Origin of the sequence: Moraxella boevrei DSM 14165, from assembly GCF_000379845.1 — a bacterium.
GTDB classification, from domain to species: Bacteria; Pseudomonadota; Gammaproteobacteria; order Pseudomonadales; family Moraxellaceae; genus Faucicola; species Faucicola boevrei.
The window spans coordinates 23,181-41,694 of sequence record NZ_KB903771.1 but is presented as its reverse complement, the minus strand read 5'-3'; the positions used below and the strand labels follow the sequence as shown (position 1 = coordinate 41,694).

Annotated in this window: 21 protein-coding genes; 18 read left to right on the top strand and 3 right to left on the bottom strand. The window is 37.2% G+C overall.

Annotated elements, in window-relative coordinates:
* Nucleotides 1-149: 149 nt before the first annotated feature.
* The 3 genes from A3G3_RS0101300 to A3G3_RS13885 all read right to left on the bottom strand — a co-directional run bounded on the left by A3G3_RS0101300 (nt 150) and on the right by A3G3_RS13885 (nt 2,712).
* Entirely contained in the window at nt 150-671 is a 522-nt protein-coding gene (locus A3G3_RS0101300; protein WP_019518738.1) for a hypothetical protein, read from the bottom strand.
* Between the two features lie 72 nt (nt 672-743).
* Complete coding sequence (locus A3G3_RS0101295; protein ID WP_019518737.1) at nt 744-1,868, bottom strand: restriction endonuclease; 1,125 nt, start codon at nt 1,866-1,868, stop codon at nt 744-746.
* Nucleotides 1,861-2,712 carry a helix-turn-helix domain-containing protein gene (locus tag A3G3_RS13885; RefSeq protein WP_019518736.1) on the bottom strand — a complete coding sequence of 284 codons (852 nt, stop codon included), beginning with the start codon at nt 2,710-2,712 and terminating at the stop codon, nt 1,861-1,863. Before A3G3_RS13885 ends, A3G3_RS0101295 begins: the two co-directional genes overlap by 8 nt.
* A gap of 189 nt (nt 2,713-2,901) precedes the next feature.
* Between A3G3_RS13885 and A3G3_RS0101285 the strand changes: the two genes are divergently transcribed.
* The 18 genes from A3G3_RS0101285 to A3G3_RS0101195 all read left to right on the top strand — a co-directional run bounded on the left by A3G3_RS0101285 (nt 2,902) and on the right by A3G3_RS0101195 (nt 18,506).
* Nucleotides 2,902-3,129, top strand: coding sequence for a transcriptional regulator (locus A3G3_RS0101285; RefSeq protein WP_019518735.1), 228 nt, complete (start codon nt 2,902-2,904; stop codon nt 3,127-3,129).
* 19 nt (nt 3,130-3,148) lie between these two features.
* Nucleotides 3,149-3,589, top strand: coding sequence for a helix-turn-helix transcriptional regulator (locus tag A3G3_RS0101280; RefSeq protein WP_019518734.1), 441 nt, complete (start codon nt 3,149-3,151; stop codon nt 3,587-3,589).
* A gap of 58 nt (nt 3,590-3,647) precedes the next feature.
* Entirely contained in the window at nt 3,648-4,316 is a 669-nt protein-coding gene (locus A3G3_RS0101275; RefSeq protein WP_019518733.1) for a Rha family transcriptional regulator, read from the top strand.
* The gene (locus A3G3_RS13880) at nt 4,277-5,275 is read left to right on the top strand and encodes a DUF1376 domain-containing protein (RefSeq protein WP_156802065.1); all 999 of its coding nucleotides are present in this window, start codon (nt 4,277-4,279) and stop codon (nt 5,273-5,275) included. The genes A3G3_RS0101275 and A3G3_RS13880 overlap by 40 nt, the downstream gene beginning before the upstream one ends.
* A complete protein-coding gene (locus A3G3_RS14580) occupies nt 5,205-5,789 on the top strand; it encodes a hypothetical protein (RefSeq protein ID WP_169333190.1) in 585 nt (194 codons plus the stop codon). The genes A3G3_RS13880 and A3G3_RS14580 overlap by 71 nt, the downstream gene beginning before the upstream one ends.
* 198 nt (nt 5,790-5,987) lie before the next feature.
* A complete protein-coding gene (locus tag A3G3_RS0101255; RefSeq protein WP_019518729.1) occupies nt 5,988-6,401 on the top strand; it encodes a hypothetical protein in 414 nt (137 codons plus the stop codon).
* A 9-nt stretch (nt 6,402-6,410) separates the two neighbouring features.
* Nucleotides 6,411-7,658 carry a DNA cytosine methyltransferase gene (locus tag A3G3_RS0101250; RefSeq protein WP_019518728.1) on the top strand — a complete coding sequence of 416 codons (1,248 nt, stop codon included), beginning with the start codon at nt 6,411-6,413 and terminating at the stop codon, nt 7,656-7,658.
* A 1-nt stretch (nt 7,659) separates the two neighbouring features.
* A complete protein-coding gene (locus A3G3_RS0101245; RefSeq protein ID WP_019518727.1) occupies nt 7,660-7,914 on the top strand; it encodes a hypothetical protein in 255 nt (84 codons plus the stop codon).
* Nucleotides 7,911-8,360 carry a VRR-NUC domain-containing protein gene (locus A3G3_RS12870; RefSeq protein ID WP_019518726.1) on the top strand — a complete coding sequence of 150 codons (450 nt, stop codon included), beginning with the start codon at nt 7,911-7,913 and terminating at the stop codon, nt 8,358-8,360. Before A3G3_RS0101245 ends, A3G3_RS12870 begins: the two co-directional genes overlap by 4 nt.
* Entirely contained in the window at nt 8,357-8,545 is a 189-nt protein-coding gene (locus A3G3_RS0101235; RefSeq protein ID WP_019518725.1) for a hypothetical protein, read from the top strand. The genes A3G3_RS12870 and A3G3_RS0101235 overlap by 4 nt, the downstream gene beginning before the upstream one ends.
* A gap of 111 nt (nt 8,546-8,656) precedes the next feature.
* Complete coding sequence (locus A3G3_RS0101230) at nt 8,657-8,896, top strand: hypothetical protein (RefSeq protein WP_156802064.1); 240 nt, start codon at nt 8,657-8,659, stop codon at nt 8,894-8,896.
* A gap of 297 nt (nt 8,897-9,193) precedes the next feature.
* Nucleotides 9,194-9,448, top strand: a complete 255-nt coding sequence (locus A3G3_RS0101225) for a hypothetical protein (protein WP_019518723.1) — start codon at nt 9,194-9,196, stop codon at nt 9,446-9,448.
* Nucleotides 9,449-9,457: 9 nt separating this feature from the next.
* Complete coding sequence (locus A3G3_RS0101220; protein WP_019518722.1) at nt 9,458-10,138, top strand: helix-turn-helix domain-containing protein; 681 nt, start codon at nt 9,458-9,460, stop codon at nt 10,136-10,138.
* 3 nt (nt 10,139-10,141) lie between these two features.
* On the top strand, nt 10,142-10,945 hold the full coding sequence (locus A3G3_RS0101215; protein ID WP_019518721.1) for a hypothetical protein: 804 nt from the start codon (nt 10,142-10,144) through the stop codon (nt 10,943-10,945).
* The gene (locus A3G3_RS0101210) at nt 10,942-11,457 is read left to right on the top strand and encodes a KilA-N domain-containing protein (RefSeq protein WP_019518720.1); all 516 of its coding nucleotides are present in this window, start codon (nt 10,942-10,944) and stop codon (nt 11,455-11,457) included. The genes A3G3_RS0101215 and A3G3_RS0101210 overlap by 4 nt, the downstream gene beginning before the upstream one ends.
* Before the next feature lie 76 nt (nt 11,458-11,533).
* Nucleotides 11,534-13,126, top strand: a complete 1,593-nt coding sequence (locus A3G3_RS0101205) for a hypothetical protein (RefSeq protein WP_019518719.1) — start codon at nt 11,534-11,536, stop codon at nt 13,124-13,126.
* Nucleotides 13,126-13,812 (top strand): hypothetical protein, encoded by a 687-nt coding sequence (locus A3G3_RS12865; protein ID WP_019518718.1) that lies wholly within the window; start codon nt 13,126-13,128, stop codon nt 13,810-13,812. Before A3G3_RS0101205 ends, A3G3_RS12865 begins: the two co-directional genes overlap by 1 nt.
* Before the next feature lie 71 nt (nt 13,813-13,883).
* Entirely contained in the window at nt 13,884-18,506 is a 4,623-nt protein-coding gene (locus A3G3_RS0101195; RefSeq protein WP_019518717.1) for a defense against restriction DarA-related protein, read from the top strand.
* Nucleotides 18,507-18,514 lie beyond the last annotated feature (8 nt).

The window sequence follows — 18,514 nt, the reverse complement described above, 5'->3', positions numbered from 1 at the left end:
TATTGTATTCTCCGCCCCCCCAACATAAAGGGGTATGCTAAAATGGGGAATTTAGGCAATAAAAAACCGCTAAGACTATCGGGAGCGATGAACCGCTATATTAAGGTTTTCAGACCTTAAATACATAATACCCCATTCCCCACTTCAAGTCAAATATTTTCTTGAATAGCTTGCAACTGCTCAATCAAGACTTGCTTTTCGGCTTGTTTTTGTTCAATCTGTTGGTCCAGTTGTTGCTCCAATTCAGCCAAGTCTGCCAACTGTTGCTTTTGACTCACTCTAGTGCTTTTGTTAGTGGTTTTTCGTGGGGCTTTTTGGCGTGCTAAACTTTTGTTAAATTTATCCTGCCCCAACAAAACCGCCTTACCAACTTCAGCAACCGACTTATTAAATGCTGGCTTGTATTCATTAGAAAAATCGCCTGTACTCACAAAGGCTTTACCATTAATATCAACCCGATAGATATCAGGTTTATCATCAATAATGCGGATATTTAGGGTAACGATTTGCAAATTTTCTAGCGTAATATCAACTGGTAAAACTGATATACCACTAGTACGTTTGATTTTGCCAAAAACGGTTGAAGCGATACGTTGTTTGGTAGTTTTGCTTAATTGCTTGCTAAAATCTTTGATGATTTCAGTTTTTTCGTTGATGTCAGATAATTTCATAAAAAAATCCTTATAAGGTTAAATATATAAGGATTTTAGGCGGTTTTGGTTGGCTGGCGTGGCTGTGTTCCACTATTTACCGAGTTTTCGGTAAAACTCCTTGTTTAAAACCAGTGCTTCTGTTTTAACCGTTTCTACACCAACTTCATGCTCAATCATTAACTCAAGTAAGGCTAATTGATTAATCAAAATCAAACTATGGCTTGGTAGATTGTCTTTATATTCTATCGCTGGGGCGGTGTAATCGCTCGTTGTGATAAAAATGCCATGATGAAATTTTGGGTCAGGTGGAAAAGCACCAACAAAATTGCGTAATTCACGGTTAGAAATCTTGTTTTGATTTTGGTACAGTTTGGCTTGGATATAGTAGGTATGAAGTTCACCATTTGGGAACGTTTGTTTGACAATACCGTCAATACCGCCGTCATTGGTCTTACCCACATGATTACTGACAACTTGACTGTCAGGAGCTTCATTTTTCAAAGATTGTTGCACCACTTCCAAACATAAATGTTCAAATTGTGTTGGTGTTAATTTCATCAATTTTTTGAGAATTGTTGCGTGTGTGGCTTTTTCATAGTCGTTTAGCAAGGTAGCATTGGCGTAGTTGTTCATAAAAACAGACGTTCTACGCATGGTTTCCTTAATCAAAAAGTTGAGTAACGGGTCGCCATTTTCACCATAGCAAACCTTTTGTAAAATTTTTAACTCTTGAAAAGAAACTTTTTCAAATCTATTGAGATTTGCAATATATTCTTTATCATCACTAACCATAGTTTTAATAACGATATTAAAATTATCATTTGCTAACCAAAAAAATATTTTTCCGAATGGGTCAAGTTTAATTAAGTTGTCAGAAGTAACTGTTTGATTAAATGCAACAAAATCTAAAAAATTATCGCTTATAGGGTTGATTAGCAATGGAAAAACATTGTCTTTTACTAATCCCATTGCTGTCATACACAAATTACAAATATCAAGCAATCTAAACAAACAGTTAAAATCATCTTTTGTAACGCCGTTTAATGTTGCTTTATATGTTAGATTGACTTGTTTTTCAGTTAATTTTAAAGCAGTAGTCATTTCTTCAATGTACTTCTTTTCGGTAATGCCGTTTTTGCGGTTGCTAGATGTTTTAACCACTTGGATAGCAGTATTTAATATATCTCCAAAAACAGGAAAGGTTATATTAGTCATCTTTTTGCTCCGCATCAACTTTTGTATCATCTACCACAAGGGTTTTTGTGATATCCCAGTCAGGCACAATTCTAGCCGTCAACATCGCATTATCTATAGTGTGACGCTTGATTGCAATAACAACACCACAAATCAGGGAGCCGACAGGCATAGACTCAGGCTCAAATTCATTGTGTTGTAGCATGGGTTTACCACTTATCCCCATTAATAATCTTCCCACCATTCCCCGTTGGGTTGGCTTGCCAAAATCCAAACACACCAACACCAAATCATTATCCCTAGGTCGAATACACGGCTCAATAATCAATATATCATTCTGCAATAATGCACTCGGGGTTATACCTTGTATATCATAGGGTAGTTTTACGCCAAAGGTATTGCCTGTATGGGGGATAAAAGCCAATATTTTTTGATTGCTATTTAAGATTAAATTAGCAAGTGCGTCTGGGTCAAGGGCGTATTTTACCCCCATATCAATATCCAAAAGGGGCATATCTTTATAATGATTAGCACTGATTGCATCAAGCTCGGCTTGGTCTTGCACTGATACATTTTGAGTTAGATTATTTTGAGTATTGCCGATACCACCAACAATATTACCATAGTTATCCCCATTATGTTGAAGATTAGCACCAGTATTGCTGAACGCTTCGCCCACGCCTGTAGATAACCACATAGGATTAACACCAAATAAATCAGCAAGCTCTACTATTTTAGAGGTGCTTTTGACAAGACCACGCTCTAGCTGACTATATGTACCCTGTGATATCTTTACCTTCTCAACAACATCCATTTGCGTTAAGCGAGCATTCTTCCTAGCCCATTTTAGACGGTCTTTCAACATTGTATAGCCCTCCGAAGAGATAAAAAATTTATTATTATTATAAAGGACAACCTTTCAATATACAATCTTTATTTTACCAAACCACTTAGCAAATAAAAAATCTATTATTTTTATTTAAATTCATTTATAACATTGACATAAAAAACGAATACATATAAAATTCAACCTTATTTGCAAAGGTATACCATTATGATAAAACAACCTAAAAACCCAAACATCGAAAAACTCATAGAGATGTTTGGTAAAAATCAACGAGAGTTAGGAGAAAAAATTGGTGTTACACAGGGAACAATTACAGGGTGGCTGAATAACAGACATGGCGTGAGCATCGTCAACGCTAAAAAAATTGAAAAAATCACCGAAGGCAAAATCAAAGCCGTTGATTTATGCCCTATCATCGAAGAAATAGATTTGTAATATCTACAGGAGTAAACCAATGACCACAAGCCTTAACACCCCCAAACTATCAACCCCCCAGTACCTAGACCAAATCACTATCGGTGATGAATGGTTGACAAAACACAAGCCAAATAGCGACAAACAAACAACTTTACCAAGCCCAAAGCCTTTAAGAAAGCCAAAGAAAGGGGTTTTAAAAAGCCCAAAAAAAGACTTTAAAAATTCTGCTAAGACTGCTTTTCGCGATGAAAAACGAGTTGAACTCATCAAAAAGGCAAAATCAAAATTGCTAAAACTGATGAAAGACGAATTTATTCGTAAGAAAGTCGTTGCTGGTGTGCTGGGTGTAAGCGTTACCACGTTGGACAACTGGACGAAACAATGCAATTTTCCGAAGTCTTATTATGTAAAAACTGTGGTACGCCCACAGGGGCATTATAAGAATTGTGAATTGTTGGAATTTTTAAACAAATATTAAAACCCTTAATAGGGCAAACTATTAAGGGTTCTATTTAACACTCATGGGAGTATCTAAAATGAATATCTCAATATTAAACCAAAAAATACCAACGATGTCAAGTCGTGAAATTGCAAAATTATGCGAAAAAGAGCATAGAAATGTGCTAGCAGACATTCGCAATGTATGTGAACAGCTACAAATAGATGTGCTAAGTTTTCAGCACATCTATATAGATAGCATGAATCGCCAACAAATTGAATATCTTTTGAGTAAAGATATGACCTTGACTTTGGTGAGTGGTTATAACGTCAGAATGCGTCATGCCATCATCACACGCTGGCAAGAACTGGAAAAACAACAGGTAAAACTTCCAAGTAACTATATTGAGGCTTTAGAAAGCTTGCTTGAAAGCGAAAAACAAAAACAAGCCTTGCAAATTGAACTGACAAACGCACAACCAAAAATCAATCACTACAATAAAGTTGTCGAACGCTCCAATTTAGTTAATGCCACCCAAATTGGAGCAAAGCTAGGCGGTATGAGTGCGATAGTGCTTAATCGTCATCTGGACGAATTAGGCGTCTATAACAAAAATGTAAAACGTGGCAGAGTATTCAATGCTTGGTTTGAACAAAAAGGCTACGGTGAAATGAAGCAAACTGAACTGGGATTTGACCAGCCACTTTTTACCCAGAAAGGTCAGGCATGGATTATCGAAAAACTGACAATGGAAGGAGTAGCGTGATGTCTAGCGAAAAAGATGTCAGTATTTGGCTACCAATCTACATTGGGGAGATGTTAAGTATGACAACCAGATTAACCACCGAACAAATCGGTGGACTTTATTTATTAATGTTGGATTATTGGAAAAATGGAGCAATCCCCAATGACAACAAAATCATTGGTGCGATTACTCGCTTGCCAGCCAGTAAAGTCAAGTTGCTAAAAGAAAGCATTTTTGCCACAGGTATTTTTGCTGAGGATGAAGCCAACAATATTATCTATAGCCCATACCTTGATGACAAAAAAAATGAAGCGACTGACAACAAAAAAATGAAATCAGAAAAAGCTAAAAAGGCAGCAGAAGCACGTTGGGGAAATAAAGACAATCAAAGTCCTAATCAAAATGACAATGAAAATTCTGCAATACCAACGCATGATGTAAGCAATGCTAACGCAATGCACAAGCATAACATAAGCAATGCTCAAAGTATGCTTGATGAATGCCCTTTATCGTTATCGTCATCTATTATTAATACTCACTCACAAGCGGGCGAAAACGAAAAATCGCAAAATCAGCAAAGTGAACAAATTCGTTTTGACAGAATGCAAGATATTCAAAATTGGCAAGCACCTAGCTTAGATGAAATGCAACAAACATTACGATTAGCAGGTTCTATAAAGGTACTCAATCAACAGGAATATGATTTAATCGTTAATGATTTTAGAAATCATCATGCTGAACAAGCCTTGATTGGCAAACCTTTGATTACCGAAAATTTACGCAAAGACAAATTGCGTAAATGGATTATGAACGAAAGAACTTTTAGCAACACAGGAAAAACTCATGCAAGCAATCAGCCAACTACTAAAAAACCCACAACCACAGAATACGCAAACCAACTTGGAGCAGGTGTCAGACAATACCTTGACCAACGAGCCGAGCGAACAATTGATACTGGCAATATCCGAGATGTTTTCTGATTGGAAATTGTGGTTTAAAAATAAATTAAACCCTGATGAATGGGGTGTTGAAACCGTCATACTTTGGGCGAGATATCTGACGATAAAAGGCATTACCAAACGACAGTTTGACATGGCAAAAACCTTGAGCATAGAGCTAGATTTTCCACCGAATAATGCCAAAGAGTTTTTGGACCTAGTAAAAAATGATGAGTTTAAACAATTTCCACACGCCAGAACCGCTTATTTGGATGCTTGCCATAACAAATACCCTCATGCAGTTGTGTATGAAACAGCAAATCGTGTGGGTTTTTATGAGTTAAAAACGCAAAGCGAACAGCAGACGTGGAAAATTTGGCTGGCGTGCTATGAACAGGTCTGTACTGAATATTTGGCAGGTAGTCGGTTTGAATTGCCAGTTAGTCAACAAGTTGAATATAAAAATGCGGTGGCGGATGATGATTTTGTGCAGGAGACTATGGCAAAAATTCAGCGGATTTTGGCAGGGTGGTGGTATGAAGCTAAAAAAATATGAATTGAGAATATTTTTTAGGGCCAGTACACAAGAATGGGTTGTTGAGTTTTCTGGTGATTATATTGGAAAGCGTGCAACAACGATGCACCAGACATCACGCTTTCCAAGCCGATTTAAATGGGTTGCTATTCTTAGGTTTTTGATAAGAGTTCCTATTTTGTTGGTTGGTGGCTGTATTTAATTTTAATGGGTAAAGATATGAATGATTTAATTGTGATTATTTATTTTATAGATTTTTTAGCACAGATAAAAACCATTGCAAGTGTGGTAATTGGGATTTTTTCATGTTTTTTATTGATTGGTTTTGCGATGCACTTGATTATTGGTAATGATTTGAGTGATTACATGAAAACCAAAGCACCTGTGATGTTCAATTTTGGGTCTGTTTTTCTGATAGTTTCTGTGGTTTTGTGGGTATTAATACCAAAACAAAATTCAATGTATGTGATGACTGGGCTTTATACAGCCCAAAAAGTAGTAGTATGGAGTGATTCAAAAATAGCAGAACAGGCGTTAAATACCTTAAATGCCAAACTTGCTGAGATTGAAGCTGAAAGCAAGCAAAAAATAAAAGAAATCTCTGAAAAATCAGATGATAAAGACCAAAAATAAGGCGGTTGTATGAGATTTTTAAGCCTATTTAGCGGTATTGAAGCCTGTTCGGTGGCTTGGAAAAAATTAGGTTGGCAATGTGTTGGATTTAGCGAAATTGAACCATTCCCCTGTGCATTATTAGACTATCATTACCCAGATATCCCTAATTTGGGAGATGTTACCAAAATCACAGAAGAGCAAATTAAAGCATTGGGACAAATTGATTTGGTGGTATTTGGCAGTCCATGTACCGATTTGAGTGTGGCTGGCAAGCGACAAGGTCTTAAGGGTCAAGCATCAGGATTATTTTATGACGCAATTAGAATTATTGAATGGGCAAGAAAGCACAATGGTTGCAGGTTTGCATTATGGGAAAATGTCCCAGGAGCATTTAGCTCCAACAAAGGAGCAGACTTTGCGGTGGTGGTTAGACTGCTATCTGGGGGCAGAGATATTGACACCCCCAAAAACGGTTGGGGCAACACGGGCTTTGCGTTGGGCAAAAATGGACTTACCGAATGGCGAGTGCTTGACGCTCAATACTTTGGACTCGCCCAAAGACGCAAGCGTGTGTTTGCTATCACAGATTTTGGAGATTGGACCAATAGACCGCCAATATTACTTGAGCGTGAGAGCTTGTCAGGGGTTACTACAAAGAGCAGAAAAACATCAACACAAAAAGATATCCCCTATGCTCAAAGATATTTTACAAAAGTGGATAGCTCAAAATTTGGATTAAGCGTCTATTGTTTTGAAACACGCTATGACAAAAACCCTATCCGTGAATGTCATGGCTTTGTTGCACCAACTTTAACGGCGGCTATGGGGACTGGTGGTGGTAACATTCCTTTTGCTGCAACGGCTTATGCCTTTTCCACTCGTGGCTTGGCGGTAAAAGAGCAAAAAGAACAATCACCCACATTGACCGCTTGCGACTATAAAGAACCTTTAAGTGTATTTACGATTGCAGGTAATGTAATTGGTCGTGATAACAAACATGGTGGCAATCATTTAGGGTTGTCAGATAACCAAACGTCTTACACGCTCACAACATCAGACCGTCATGCGGTGGCTTATCCAGTAATGGTTAGGCGTTTAACGCCTGTTGAATGTGAGCGTTTAATGGGATTTCCCGATAATTATACACAAATTCCCTATCGTGGTAAATCAGCTGAAGAATGCCCCAACAGTCCACGATATAAAGCATTAGGTAATAGCATGGCAACCAATGTTATGTTATGGATTGGTAAACAGATAGATAAGGTAGTTAGATAAAATGTATATAAGTGAATTAGCATTTATTTTTATGATGGTGGTATTTCTTTTAGTGACTGTTAAATTACTAGATACAATACGACAAATTTCTCAAGATAAAAAAGCTGAGATAAATGACAAAGATAATTCTAATGATGTTAATAATGGTATGAATGAAAAACGCTATTGCAAAGAATGCAAAGATGTTTTGCAGTTTTTTGATAAAGATATTTGCCAAATTTGCAATTTTCAGCAGAAATTAGAGGAAAAAGCATGACACGTTGGCGATTAAAAATACCCAAAGAAGTAAAACAAGCGTTTGGCACCCCTGAAGAAGATGATATTCAAAAAGATATCATCACATGGGCAAAAAATGTTAAATATGGCGAAAAAACCTTAGCAGACTATCTGCACCATTCCCCTAATGGTGGTCTAAGGACAAAAACAGAAGGGGGTAATTTTAAAAAGATGGGAACAAAAGCAGGTTATCCTGACTTAATCCTAGATATCGCAAGACAAGGCTATCACGGGTTGCGGATTGAATTAAAGCGACTAAAGCCTAAAGGCAAAGTAAGTCCAAAACAAAAGCAACGCATTGCGATGTTGAATGAAGAAAACTACAAGGCGGTTGTTTGTTATGGCTATGAAGAAGCGTTGAATGTGCTAAAAGACTATATGTCTATCAAAAAAAATGAACGGTATCAATGGGAGTGTGATTTATGAGCGATGCGTGGTTTGTATTGTTTGTTATTTTATTAACATTTATTTGGACTTTTGTGTTAACAGTCTGGGTGATTGGTGATATTGATAAAAGTTACGCTAGACGTGGTTTTATGGTAATTGATAAGAAAGTTTATAAATTGATTTTGGTGGAGATTAACGATGAAAAAATTAAGAAAGACGGTTAAACGCCAACAACAACAGCGAAAGATTTATTTTTTTGATAGGAAAATTGAAAAATGATTTGTATTACATTTAACAATAGATTAACGCTATTTTCTAAAAAGCAGATGCACTTTATGGGGGATAGAAATCTATCAGATGACCTTAAAGGCGATTTGTTTGTCATAGAAATATTTTTTCTAAAAATTATGTGGTTTAGTGAGAGCAAAGTAGGCAATTTGTTACGATGTTTGTTAAACGTCAATTCTAATCTTGAATGGCATAAAACTGTTAGACTTGTCAAATTAGACGGTACTGCTTATTTTGCATTGGCTGGCGAGTGTGCTAGTGTGGAGCGTAAGCATGATTTACATTGATGATATGGGTAATACAGCCAGAATATCACATAACGATTTTCAAAAAAATTTAGTTTTTTTGAAATGAATAATAATCCGAAAATTCACATTTTACCTTATGCTGAGTTTGTGGAAAGATTTAAATATTTAGCATTGGAAAAACGATGTATAACTTAATAACTATATTAGCATGGCTTATCTATTATGGTGGTGTGATATGGATAACTCACAAACTTTAGATGAACAAGTAGAAGGGCATTAAATTTTATCCGTGCAAAGGCTGACGAATTAGCCAAAGCAAAAGCTGACAGGGTTTATTTGGAAGAATTTCGCAAATCTAAAAAAGCCATGCTGATTCAAGAAGCAAGCGACAAACTAAAAACCGCTCAGGAGCGAGAAAGCTATGCGTATGCACACCCAGAGTATTTACAATTATTGGAGGCGTTGAAAGAAGCGGTTGCGAAAGAAACAAGATTGCAATTTTTGATTAAAGCAAGTGAATTAAAATTTGAACAATGGCGAACTATTCAAGCCAATCGGCGAACCGAATATCATCGCTATGGGAATACATAAGGGGAAAATATGATAAGAGCTAAACGATATTTTACCGATACACAACGTACTCAACGCAAAAAACTATTAGGGGCTAATCTTAAAGTGGCACGAGTTGGTGCTGGCTATACACAAGCTGAAGTTATGGAGCGAGTATGGGGCATTACGAATAATCGCAACCGTATTAGTGAACTTGAAAACGGTCATGTTGATGTTAATATTGAATTGCTCATAATTCTAGCAGATATGTATGGTTGTACGGTGGATTATTTATTGGGGCGGTCTTGTGAACCTATTAATGACATCTATGCCAATCATCTAAACCATATCCTGCTAAATTGTCGTAAATATTTTGAACCTATGATTGAGCAAATGGTAGGGTCTGTTACCGATTTTATGCAAAAAGTTGATAAAGATGAACATATGGATTTGGTGAATACTTGCGAAAAAATAAGAGATTATACCTTAAAGCACAGCGATGATTTAAAAAAATTTGACCCAAATTTTCATCATTTATTACATTATTTAGAATGGAATATTCGTAAGATTGCCACCAAAGAAGCCCAAAAACAAACGCAATTTCAGGCACATATTGACAATATCAATCAAAGAATTGATAGAGAAGATAGGCATCGGTTGTTAGATGAATTAAAAACAGGCTATCAATATAGTTTTCCTTTACCAGAGCCAACCATTGAAGTCGTGGAGTAATTTATGGCAACGCCTGAAGAGATTTGGCAAACAGCTCAAACGATATGGGAAAATACGCCTAATATTACATGGCGTGAACTGGCGGACAAGCTAGCAACCTTATTTGACGGTGTGGAAACGCCGAGCTATTCATCTATCAATCGTAGGGCGAAAAAATATAACTGGCAAAAAACAACCATTCCCAAGGGTGGTAACAAATGCAACAAACACGCAACAGGTGCAACAAGTTGTGAAACAAACTCAACGCAAAACCTTGAAAACAATAAGGAAGACGAGAATGCAACAAGTTTAATTGTTGCAACAGAAGAAACCGAGCAAAAGATTTATGCAGAGCTAGAAAATCTTGTTTTAACCGCTCAAGAAAAAAAGGCAATTATTAGCAAACACCGTAAAAGATTAAAAAAATTGGGTGAATTGTGGGACAATACGGTTGATACCATTGATACCTTGCATTCTTTAGATGTCAAAACAGACGGTGAGACTATTCAACGTGTTATTGTGGTGAGTGAAACACTAAGCCGTACCGTGAATCAATTAACCAATAGCCAAAAGGTCATCGCTGAACAGGAATTTGTTGTATGTGGCATTAGTGTTGATGACTTTAGAGAAAGTGAACATGATAAGCGTCAAGCTAGCCTTGAAGCACTGGCAGGACTAAATGAGTCAGCGTCCATGCAACGTGAAAAGGCTCAACTTGAGATGTTAGAGCGGTTAAGCCGTTTTGAAAAGATTGCCGAAAGTGGTAATTTTGATGAACTGGTTGAAGATAATGAAGATGTTATTATAGAAGATACAGGTGATTTATGAAAAAAATTTTGATAATTAATGGCATAACCATTCGCCAAAATGAAAATGGCTTATTTTCTTTAGTGGACTTGTGTAAAGCGGGCGGTAAAAAGTCAGCAACAAGCTTTATACATAGTATGTGTTCGGTACAAAAAATGCAATCGTTACAATCAAGCGGTATTGATATGTCAAAAATCTATACTGCTAAACAAAACAAGGGGACTTTTATTTGTAAAGAATTGGTAATTTTGTATGCAGAATATATTGGTGGGGATTTTTTAAAACAGATATCCTTATACTTTCCTGATTTAGTAGATAATGACCTGCAAAAAAATCCTAGACCTTATATTCAATCATTGTATGATGCGGTGGAAACAGCTACCATTTATTTGCATTTAAGTCATGTGGTAATTAACACAATGATATGTCAGCGTTTTGATGTATCAAGTTTGAACAGCCTTTCACAAGATAAAATTACGTCTGCGATTGAATATGTACATTGTTTAATTATTCTATCACGCCAAAAAATATAAGGTAAGTGGAACAAGAGCCAAACTCATGACTTAAACCGCCTAGAATTACCCCATTATCAATCATTTGGGATTTTGTATGAGCTTTTTTGGTAAAACATTGGCAAATCTGCTAATCAACCATAGGGAACATTCACATCAAGAACAAACACCAAGTATTCAAGCGGTGAATAAAAACTTTGACGTGTTCACGCAATGGGAATTAGGCACATATCATCATAAAGACACACCTTTACGCACACGAAAACAAATCTACAGCAAATGGCAGTTGATGCAAGCTGACCCACAAATTGCTGAAGCCTTATCACTTCATGTAACGGCGGCGTTGGGCGGGCATGAGACAACTGGGGATATGATTTTTATTTCGCCTAGCGAGTCTGTGCGTGGTAAGGGCTTTCGTGCAAAGACATTACGCAAAAAGGTTGAGATTGAAGCCAAACGCATGACCCCTATTTTAAACCGCAATGCGTTTAGCCTTGCTCGTCAAGCTATCGCTTATGGTGATAGTTATGCAAGGATTTATGTCAATGACAATGGTGTGGCTGATTTAGTCAATAGCGATTATACCGCACCGCCGTTGATTTTACCGTTTGAGCAGGGCGGACGCACGATTGGTTATTTTGTCATGGAAGAAGAAAAATTAGACAAAGCCATTGCTAAATTGGAAGTTCATCAGTTATTGCGTATGAAAATGGCTCGGATTGAGCGTGTACCGCAGGTGTCGTTAGCCAGTTTTACTGATGAGCGATTAATTGGCATTGACAATCAAGCTGATATGCCGATTATGCCGTCTATGGTGGGTGGTTCGTTTTTATATCCTGTAGAACGTGCGTGGGACGATGCCATGATTAGTTTAATGGGGTTAAACAATCAACAAATTGCTGACAGCGTAAAACAAGCCTTTTTAACGGTGAATATGGACGGTATGCCCCCTAATCAACAAAAAAAATACAAGGACGGCTTGGTGAAAACTTTGCAGAATTACCGAGACCAAATTAGGGAAGCGTTCAAAGGTGGAGAAGCTTTATATGGTACAAAATACCATGTATTACCAACGTGGGGGGATAAACAAAACATTCAACCAGTTGGGGATTTATCACAGCGAACCGCTCCACTTAACACAGAAACCTTGATGATTAATTTAAGGCGGATTGCGGGCGGTTTAGGGCTTGATTTATCATTAATCGGTTGGGCGGATATGTTGGCAGGTGGCTTGGGAGATGGTGCAAGTTTTCATACATCCGCCCAAATCATGCGTCGTAGTATGCTAATTCGTCAAGCATTGATTGATAGTTACAACCAGTTAATGTCGCTTCATTGGGGGATTAGATACAATGAGTATTTTTATGACGGTGATTATCCATGGCAATTTGATTTTTATTCCGACCAATCGGCGGCTGCAACAGAAGCGTTAAACAACAAACAAACTCGTATGAATACGGTTGCTTTAATGGCACAATCATTGAGTGCATTGCGAGAGGTTGGATTAAAAAAAGACAGTGTCAGAGTGATTTTAGAAGAAGTTGGCGGATTGGACACCGAACAGGCTGAAAAACTGGCTCAAGATTTAGAAGGTCAGCATGATGATAGTTTACCAATCGGTAGTGATGAAAATAAAGCAGATGATGACTTTGATGACAATGACGATGATGAAGACGATGAGGACTACTGATGAACTGGGGCGATGTAAGCAATGGAATTGGGCTGGCAAGTGCATTTACCAACAATAAACAGTTATCTGAACTGGATAATAAAATTAATCTGATTAATCGTACATTAAATACACAGTCAGCAGGGGCGTTGTCTTTGTCTGAATTGCGACAGGCTTATCAAAGATTATACCCACTGGGTACGATATTGCAATGTAACTATGCGGTGTATTTGACCGATATTTATGGGATTGGCAAAGGGCAAATTCCTTGGTTTTTGGATAGTTTTCCGTTGTCATGGCTGGCGAGTGATGTGGATATTTCGGTTGGGAATGCTGAAAGTGAAAGTTTTCATGCAGGTAGTCATCAGATAAATTATTTGACACAACAATCTAACGATACTATGGACGTAACCTTTATTGACACCAAAAACATGGACATTGCCAATTCCTTTGAGATGTGTAGAAAGTTAGTATTCCCCAAAGACGGTACGGTGAATGAACCGATAAAATACAGTTTTGCTTTAACGGCGGTGATTTTTGATAAAAAACGTACGTTAAGGGTCAATCAAGCGGTATTTGGTAAAAAATGGCTTGTTGCGGTTAAAGAGGCAAATATCAGCCTATCTGCTAGTGGGCGTAGTGAGATTATCAAAACACAAGTTACTTTTCAAAAAATGCGTCCGTATGAGCTGTTTGGTAATCATTAATCGGAACATCACGCCAGCCCCACCTTATTGTTTTGCATAATAGCTAAATCTTTTTACCAAAGGACTTTATTATGCAAATTTTTCAACCACTTGCCCAAAAAGGCAGTCAATTTTCAGTTACTTACCCAGATGGCACAAAAGGCACAAAAACCGCCCGTTATGAAGTGGGCGAAATCAAGGGCAAATACCGTGATATGCTTGCGGTGATAGCTGACACGTCAGGATTTGACGGATTGGGATTTGATAGCACCGTTGGTAGTGCTGATGATAGTTGGCATACAGTCAATCTGTTTACCCAAAATCATCGTTATATTGACACGGTGGCGGTGGCAGGGGCTGATGATAGCGACCATGCGATTTATGTGGCATTAAGCCAGTTTGATTATTTAGAGCCTGATTATGGCAAACTGGTTGCTAATGACCCTGAAAACGGTTTTGACAATTTAGGCTTTAGTGCAGACACAATCCAAAAGCTACTGGATAATTCAAGCCAAAACCAACATTACCTACCCATTATCAGCAAAAAAATGTTGCTTGATGAGCAGAATAAAGCCAGTTTTGATAATGTGGCGTGGGACGGTTTAAACCTTGTATCGCATGGTAGAAGTTTTGATAATTTATACCGTGATATGTTAAAGCACGATACCTTTGGCGAATTAATGGAAGAGTTTAGCTTAAGAGAAGCATTGGCACAACTTGGTGATATTGCCGAGTTGGGTTTTGATAGCTTAATGGACACGCATAACCGTTTACAATTAATGGGCGATAGGCTATATCGTGGATTGGTGAGTGCAGGCGATAAAGAATTACAAGTTACATCATTTAATTTGACCAAACCTTTTAAACGTCAAGGCGTGGCGAATGTGGCTATGGAATTTGGTTTATCAGACGGACAAACGTTTAGTATTTTCTTTAAAAATCCTGATGCCGACCCTGCAAAAATTGGGGCAAATGATGTTATGGTTAGTTGGAAATGGTTGTTAAACAAAAAAGATATCACCGCCGTTGTTCAGCCTGAAAATGGGAAAAATATACAGTTATCACAAGTTGCCATGCGTATGATGAAATTGGCAAAAGCCAACATGAGCCGTTTTGCCAAAGCACAGGCACAAAAGGCGAAAAATGAGCAAGAAATCACAAAAGCTCAGCAAGCGGTTGCTGATAAACAGGCATTGCTTGAAACATTGGACAAGGAAATTGCGGACTTACAGGCTCAGATTGATGTAAAACGCCATGAGCCTAAACAGGCATTTGTGGGTGATGTGGGGGGAAATCAAGATAAAAGCGATGAACCGATTAATTTAACAGGTGATGAGTTTGATTACGAGCAAAACTCACAAGAAATTGATGTATCAAATATTGATACCGATTTAGACAAGTATGGCAAGGACAATAAAACAGCCGTGATAAAATTCTTAAAAACATTACAGGGCAAATATATCAATACACAAATTGGCAAGGTGTTATTCAATAGGGATAGTATTGACGAATTGCCGTTAGGTACAAAAAATAATGATATTAGAGCCAAACTTGTGTTTTATGTACCGCAAACATTAAAAAATGGCGAATATGCAGGCAAAGAAGAATTGAAAAAAGATAGAAAAGATAATTTTGTTGCATTTCATAAATTCATCAATTCTGTGCAAATTGGCGATGAAATGGTTAAACATTGTGTAAAAGTCGGGGAAAGACCGACTGGGGAATTTGTCTTTGTTGCTTATCATAGTCGTGGTTTATATGACAGTATAAACACAAAAAAGCCAGTTTTCGATTCTATCTCCAACAACATGGTTGGTCGTTCACAAACTGGCTTAGATGATATTGTACTAGACGAAGCAGATGATGTCAATGATGACATTATCATTGATGACGATACGCCAAGTTTATTTGACAGTATGATGTTTGATGACATTGCGGACGATACGGACGGCTGGAATATCCAGATTATCAGCATTACACCGATTGCCAACAAAACCAAAGAATTATTTGGTAAAACCAAGCCTGTTAATCGTAAAAAGTTGATTAAGGGTTTAAGATTTATCTATGCTGATGATTTTTCTATGTGGTCAAATGGGCATATTATGGTGAAAGAATCTGTTTCTGATGCGTTAATTTCTCAAGCGGACTATGGTAAGCAAATGCCAGTTTCGCAATTAGAACGTCTTATTCCACCAAAAGCCATTCAGTTACAACTTATAGATTTGGCAACATCAGCGGATAAAAAAGAAACCCAGCTTGCTATTTTAAAGACCGAACAAGGCAATGAAGTGGCAATTGATAAAACTTACCTACAATTTTTTATTAAGGAATTTGGCAATCAGTTGGAATATTGGGGTGATGATATTGATTTTGAGATTAGCAATGGGGGAAATGGCACTAGAAGACCTATCAGTCTGTATAAAGGCGGTGAGTTTATTGGTTTAATTATGCCAACCACACACAACTATATTAAGCATAGCGAACAAGAGCTAAAACAAGATAAACCAGTCATTACAGAGATTGTTAATCCGTATGATGAAAGCCAAGTACAAGAAAAGCTCAAAAATGCCAAGCAAAAATATGAGAACTTTGGCGAAAAAAGCCTAGCCCCACATGAAAAAATGCCTGCCAATGGACAGACGGTTAAACTAGAAAATGCCCGCCAATTTTTACTAGACAAAGTGCTAAAAGGCAAACAAAAGAATGTCATTTTTACCTTTAAAGATGACAAGGGTAATTTAGGGTTTAAAATAGGGGTTGATACGAACGCCAATCGCAGAAAATTGATTGACGCATTTGGTGAAATTGATACTCATAGATTACCTCATGAGCAAGTGGGTGGACAAGCCAATGGGGGCGATATTACCAGTGCTAGAATCCTAGAAAGACTTGGCTATGTGATTGACTACACCGAAAAAGAAACTTTCTACCCTAAAAGTGCCTTACCAATCAAAAATCAATTCTATCAGATTGATTTAAACGGTCATCAGGGAGCGTATTTATTCGTGGGAATTATTAATAAACAGCAGTTAAAAGATGAAGCTGATTTACGCTTTTTGGACTTAGAAAGTGATTATCTGATGAGCATGAAAGCTAGTCGTTATGACGAGCTGATGAATGCGAACAAGATTGTCAAAATTGACGATATGACAACGATTACCGAACTTGTCAATCATAATGCCAAAAAAGAACATTCTATTTATCAAACCCGTGCCAATGGTCAAATCATTAAAGTATTTGCCAAGGGCAATCGTTATCATATTGAACAATATCAAAATGTCAATGACAAAAGCCCTTATACGGTTGAAGTAGATAGTAAATCAGAAGCGGTCAGTGAATTGCAACGGATAAAAAAACATTATCCAGTCTTAAAATTCGTAACTGGCGTGGAAAATCTTTTAGAGTTGACAATAAAAGAGCCAGTAAAGTACAACGAAGCGGTTGAAAACTTGGAAAAAGACTTTTTCAACATGGCAAAAAGATTTGGTTTTAAACGACAGGATATTGAAAAGGAAACTTACAACTTAGACAATGGTGGAAAGGTCAATCAATATGTCATTAATGTATTCTTTGATGATTATCCAGAAGTAACGCTTTACACAGAATATCACTACAATTCATCACAAGGCACAAAAGTAATCAGCCGTATGAGTGATGACGGCGAGTTATGGCTGATTGAAAACGACCCTTTAAAAGGCTTGCAAGATTTTAAGGATTATGTGGAAAAAATTCAAAATCCTTTAGATGAAAGCACGCCTGCCAGTCAAGATGAGAGTCAAATATTAAAAGCTGAACTGCTAAAACTAGGTTTTGTTCAAAATGGCAATGATTTCACCCAGTCGTTTTGGCGTGGTAAATACAATCATAACAACGTTAAATTGATGTTTGGCAATCATGCTTTAAAATTTGAAATTAACCAGTATGATAAAGACAGTGGTAGCTATCCTGTTAATGAAATTATTGATTTTAATAAACTAAATGCCAATGATGTCATCACAACCATTAAAAGATACATCAAAGGTTACAAAGCAAATGGGGCAATAACGAATTATAACAGCGTTAATATGCAAGATGTGGATACCCTAATACAATTAAAACATCAGTTTAACCAATTGGGATTTGACTATGTTACATTGCACGATGGCGGGCGTTTTGGGTTTTATTTAACCATGAAAAAAGACGATATGGATGTAAAAATCACACCAAAAGGCGAAGATGTAGAAGTGGGTGCTTCTAATCAATTTGTTGATGACAAAGAAGTATTTGCTACGACTGATGTTCAAGGCATGGTTGATTTTGTTCAAGAAATGTTGGCATCATCAAAAGAATATCAAGCAGAGCAAGACGAAAAACAAGTATTTAGCGATGATAGCGATAAACTATATGAATATTTAGATAAAGGTTGGTTTGGTGATGGTGATAAAGAAGATTTAAAGCCTATTTTGGACAAATACCGCCATGACCCACGTCTAAGTGAGCAAGTTGCCCAGTGGGAACAACAACATAAAAACTGGTTACAGGAAAATAATATGAATGAAAGTAACTATACTCAATCCGACATTGATTATCTACAATCTATCATCAATGGTACGCTTGACCTAGAAGCGGTGGATATGGATAAAATGATTGAGATTGGCGAAAAAGACGAACACGACCCGATGTATGAACAAGCGTTGCAAATTGTTAGCGATTATTTAGATGAGATAAGCAAGTAAGGGGTGTG

Coding starts and splice junctions, on each gene's coding strand:
- A3G3_RS0101300 (WP_019518738.1), bottom strand. CDS start 671: ATGAAATTATCTGACATCAACGAAAAAACTGAAATCATCAAAGATTTT.
- A3G3_RS0101295 (WP_019518737.1), bottom strand. CDS start 1,868: ATGACTAATATAACCTTTCCTGTTTTTGGAGATATATTAAATACTGCT.
- A3G3_RS13885 (WP_019518736.1), bottom strand. CDS start 2,712: ATGTTGAAAGACCGTCTAAAATGGGCTAGGAAGAATGCTCGCTTAACG.
- A3G3_RS0101285 (WP_019518735.1), top strand. CDS start 2,902: ATGATAAAACAACCTAAAAACCCAAACATCGAAAAACTCATAGAGATG.
- A3G3_RS0101280 (WP_019518734.1), top strand. CDS start 3,149: ATGACCACAAGCCTTAACACCCCCAAACTATCAACCCCCCAGTACCTA.
- A3G3_RS0101275 (WP_019518733.1), top strand. CDS start 3,648: ATGAATATCTCAATATTAAACCAAAAAATACCAACGATGTCAAGTCGT.
- A3G3_RS13880 (WP_156802065.1), top strand. CDS start 4,277: ATGGATTATCGAAAAACTGACAATGGAAGGAGTAGCGTGATGTCTAGC.
- A3G3_RS0101255 (WP_019518729.1), top strand. CDS start 5,988: ATGAATGATTTAATTGTGATTATTTATTTTATAGATTTTTTAGCACAG.
- A3G3_RS0101250 (WP_019518728.1), top strand. CDS start 6,411: ATGAGATTTTTAAGCCTATTTAGCGGTATTGAAGCCTGTTCGGTGGCT.
- A3G3_RS0101245 (WP_019518727.1), top strand. CDS start 7,660: ATGTATATAAGTGAATTAGCATTTATTTTTATGATGGTGGTATTTCTT.
- A3G3_RS12870 (WP_019518726.1), top strand. CDS start 7,911: ATGACACGTTGGCGATTAAAAATACCCAAAGAAGTAAAACAAGCGTTT.
- A3G3_RS0101235 (WP_019518725.1), top strand. CDS start 8,357: ATGAGCGATGCGTGGTTTGTATTGTTTGTTATTTTATTAACATTTATT.
- A3G3_RS0101230 (WP_156802064.1), top strand. CDS start 8,657: ATGGGGGATAGAAATCTATCAGATGACCTTAAAGGCGATTTGTTTGTC.
- A3G3_RS0101220 (WP_019518722.1), top strand. CDS start 9,458: ATGATAAGAGCTAAACGATATTTTACCGATACACAACGTACTCAACGC.
- A3G3_RS0101215 (WP_019518721.1), top strand. CDS start 10,142: ATGGCAACGCCTGAAGAGATTTGGCAAACAGCTCAAACGATATGGGAA.
- A3G3_RS0101210 (WP_019518720.1), top strand. CDS start 10,942: ATGAAAAAAATTTTGATAATTAATGGCATAACCATTCGCCAAAATGAA.
- A3G3_RS0101205 (WP_019518719.1), top strand. CDS start 11,534: ATGAGCTTTTTTGGTAAAACATTGGCAAATCTGCTAATCAACCATAGG.
- A3G3_RS12865 (WP_019518718.1), top strand. CDS start 13,126: ATGAACTGGGGCGATGTAAGCAATGGAATTGGGCTGGCAAGTGCATTT.
- A3G3_RS0101195 (WP_019518717.1), top strand. CDS start 13,884: ATGCAAATTTTTCAACCACTTGCCCAAAAAGGCAGTCAATTTTCAGTT.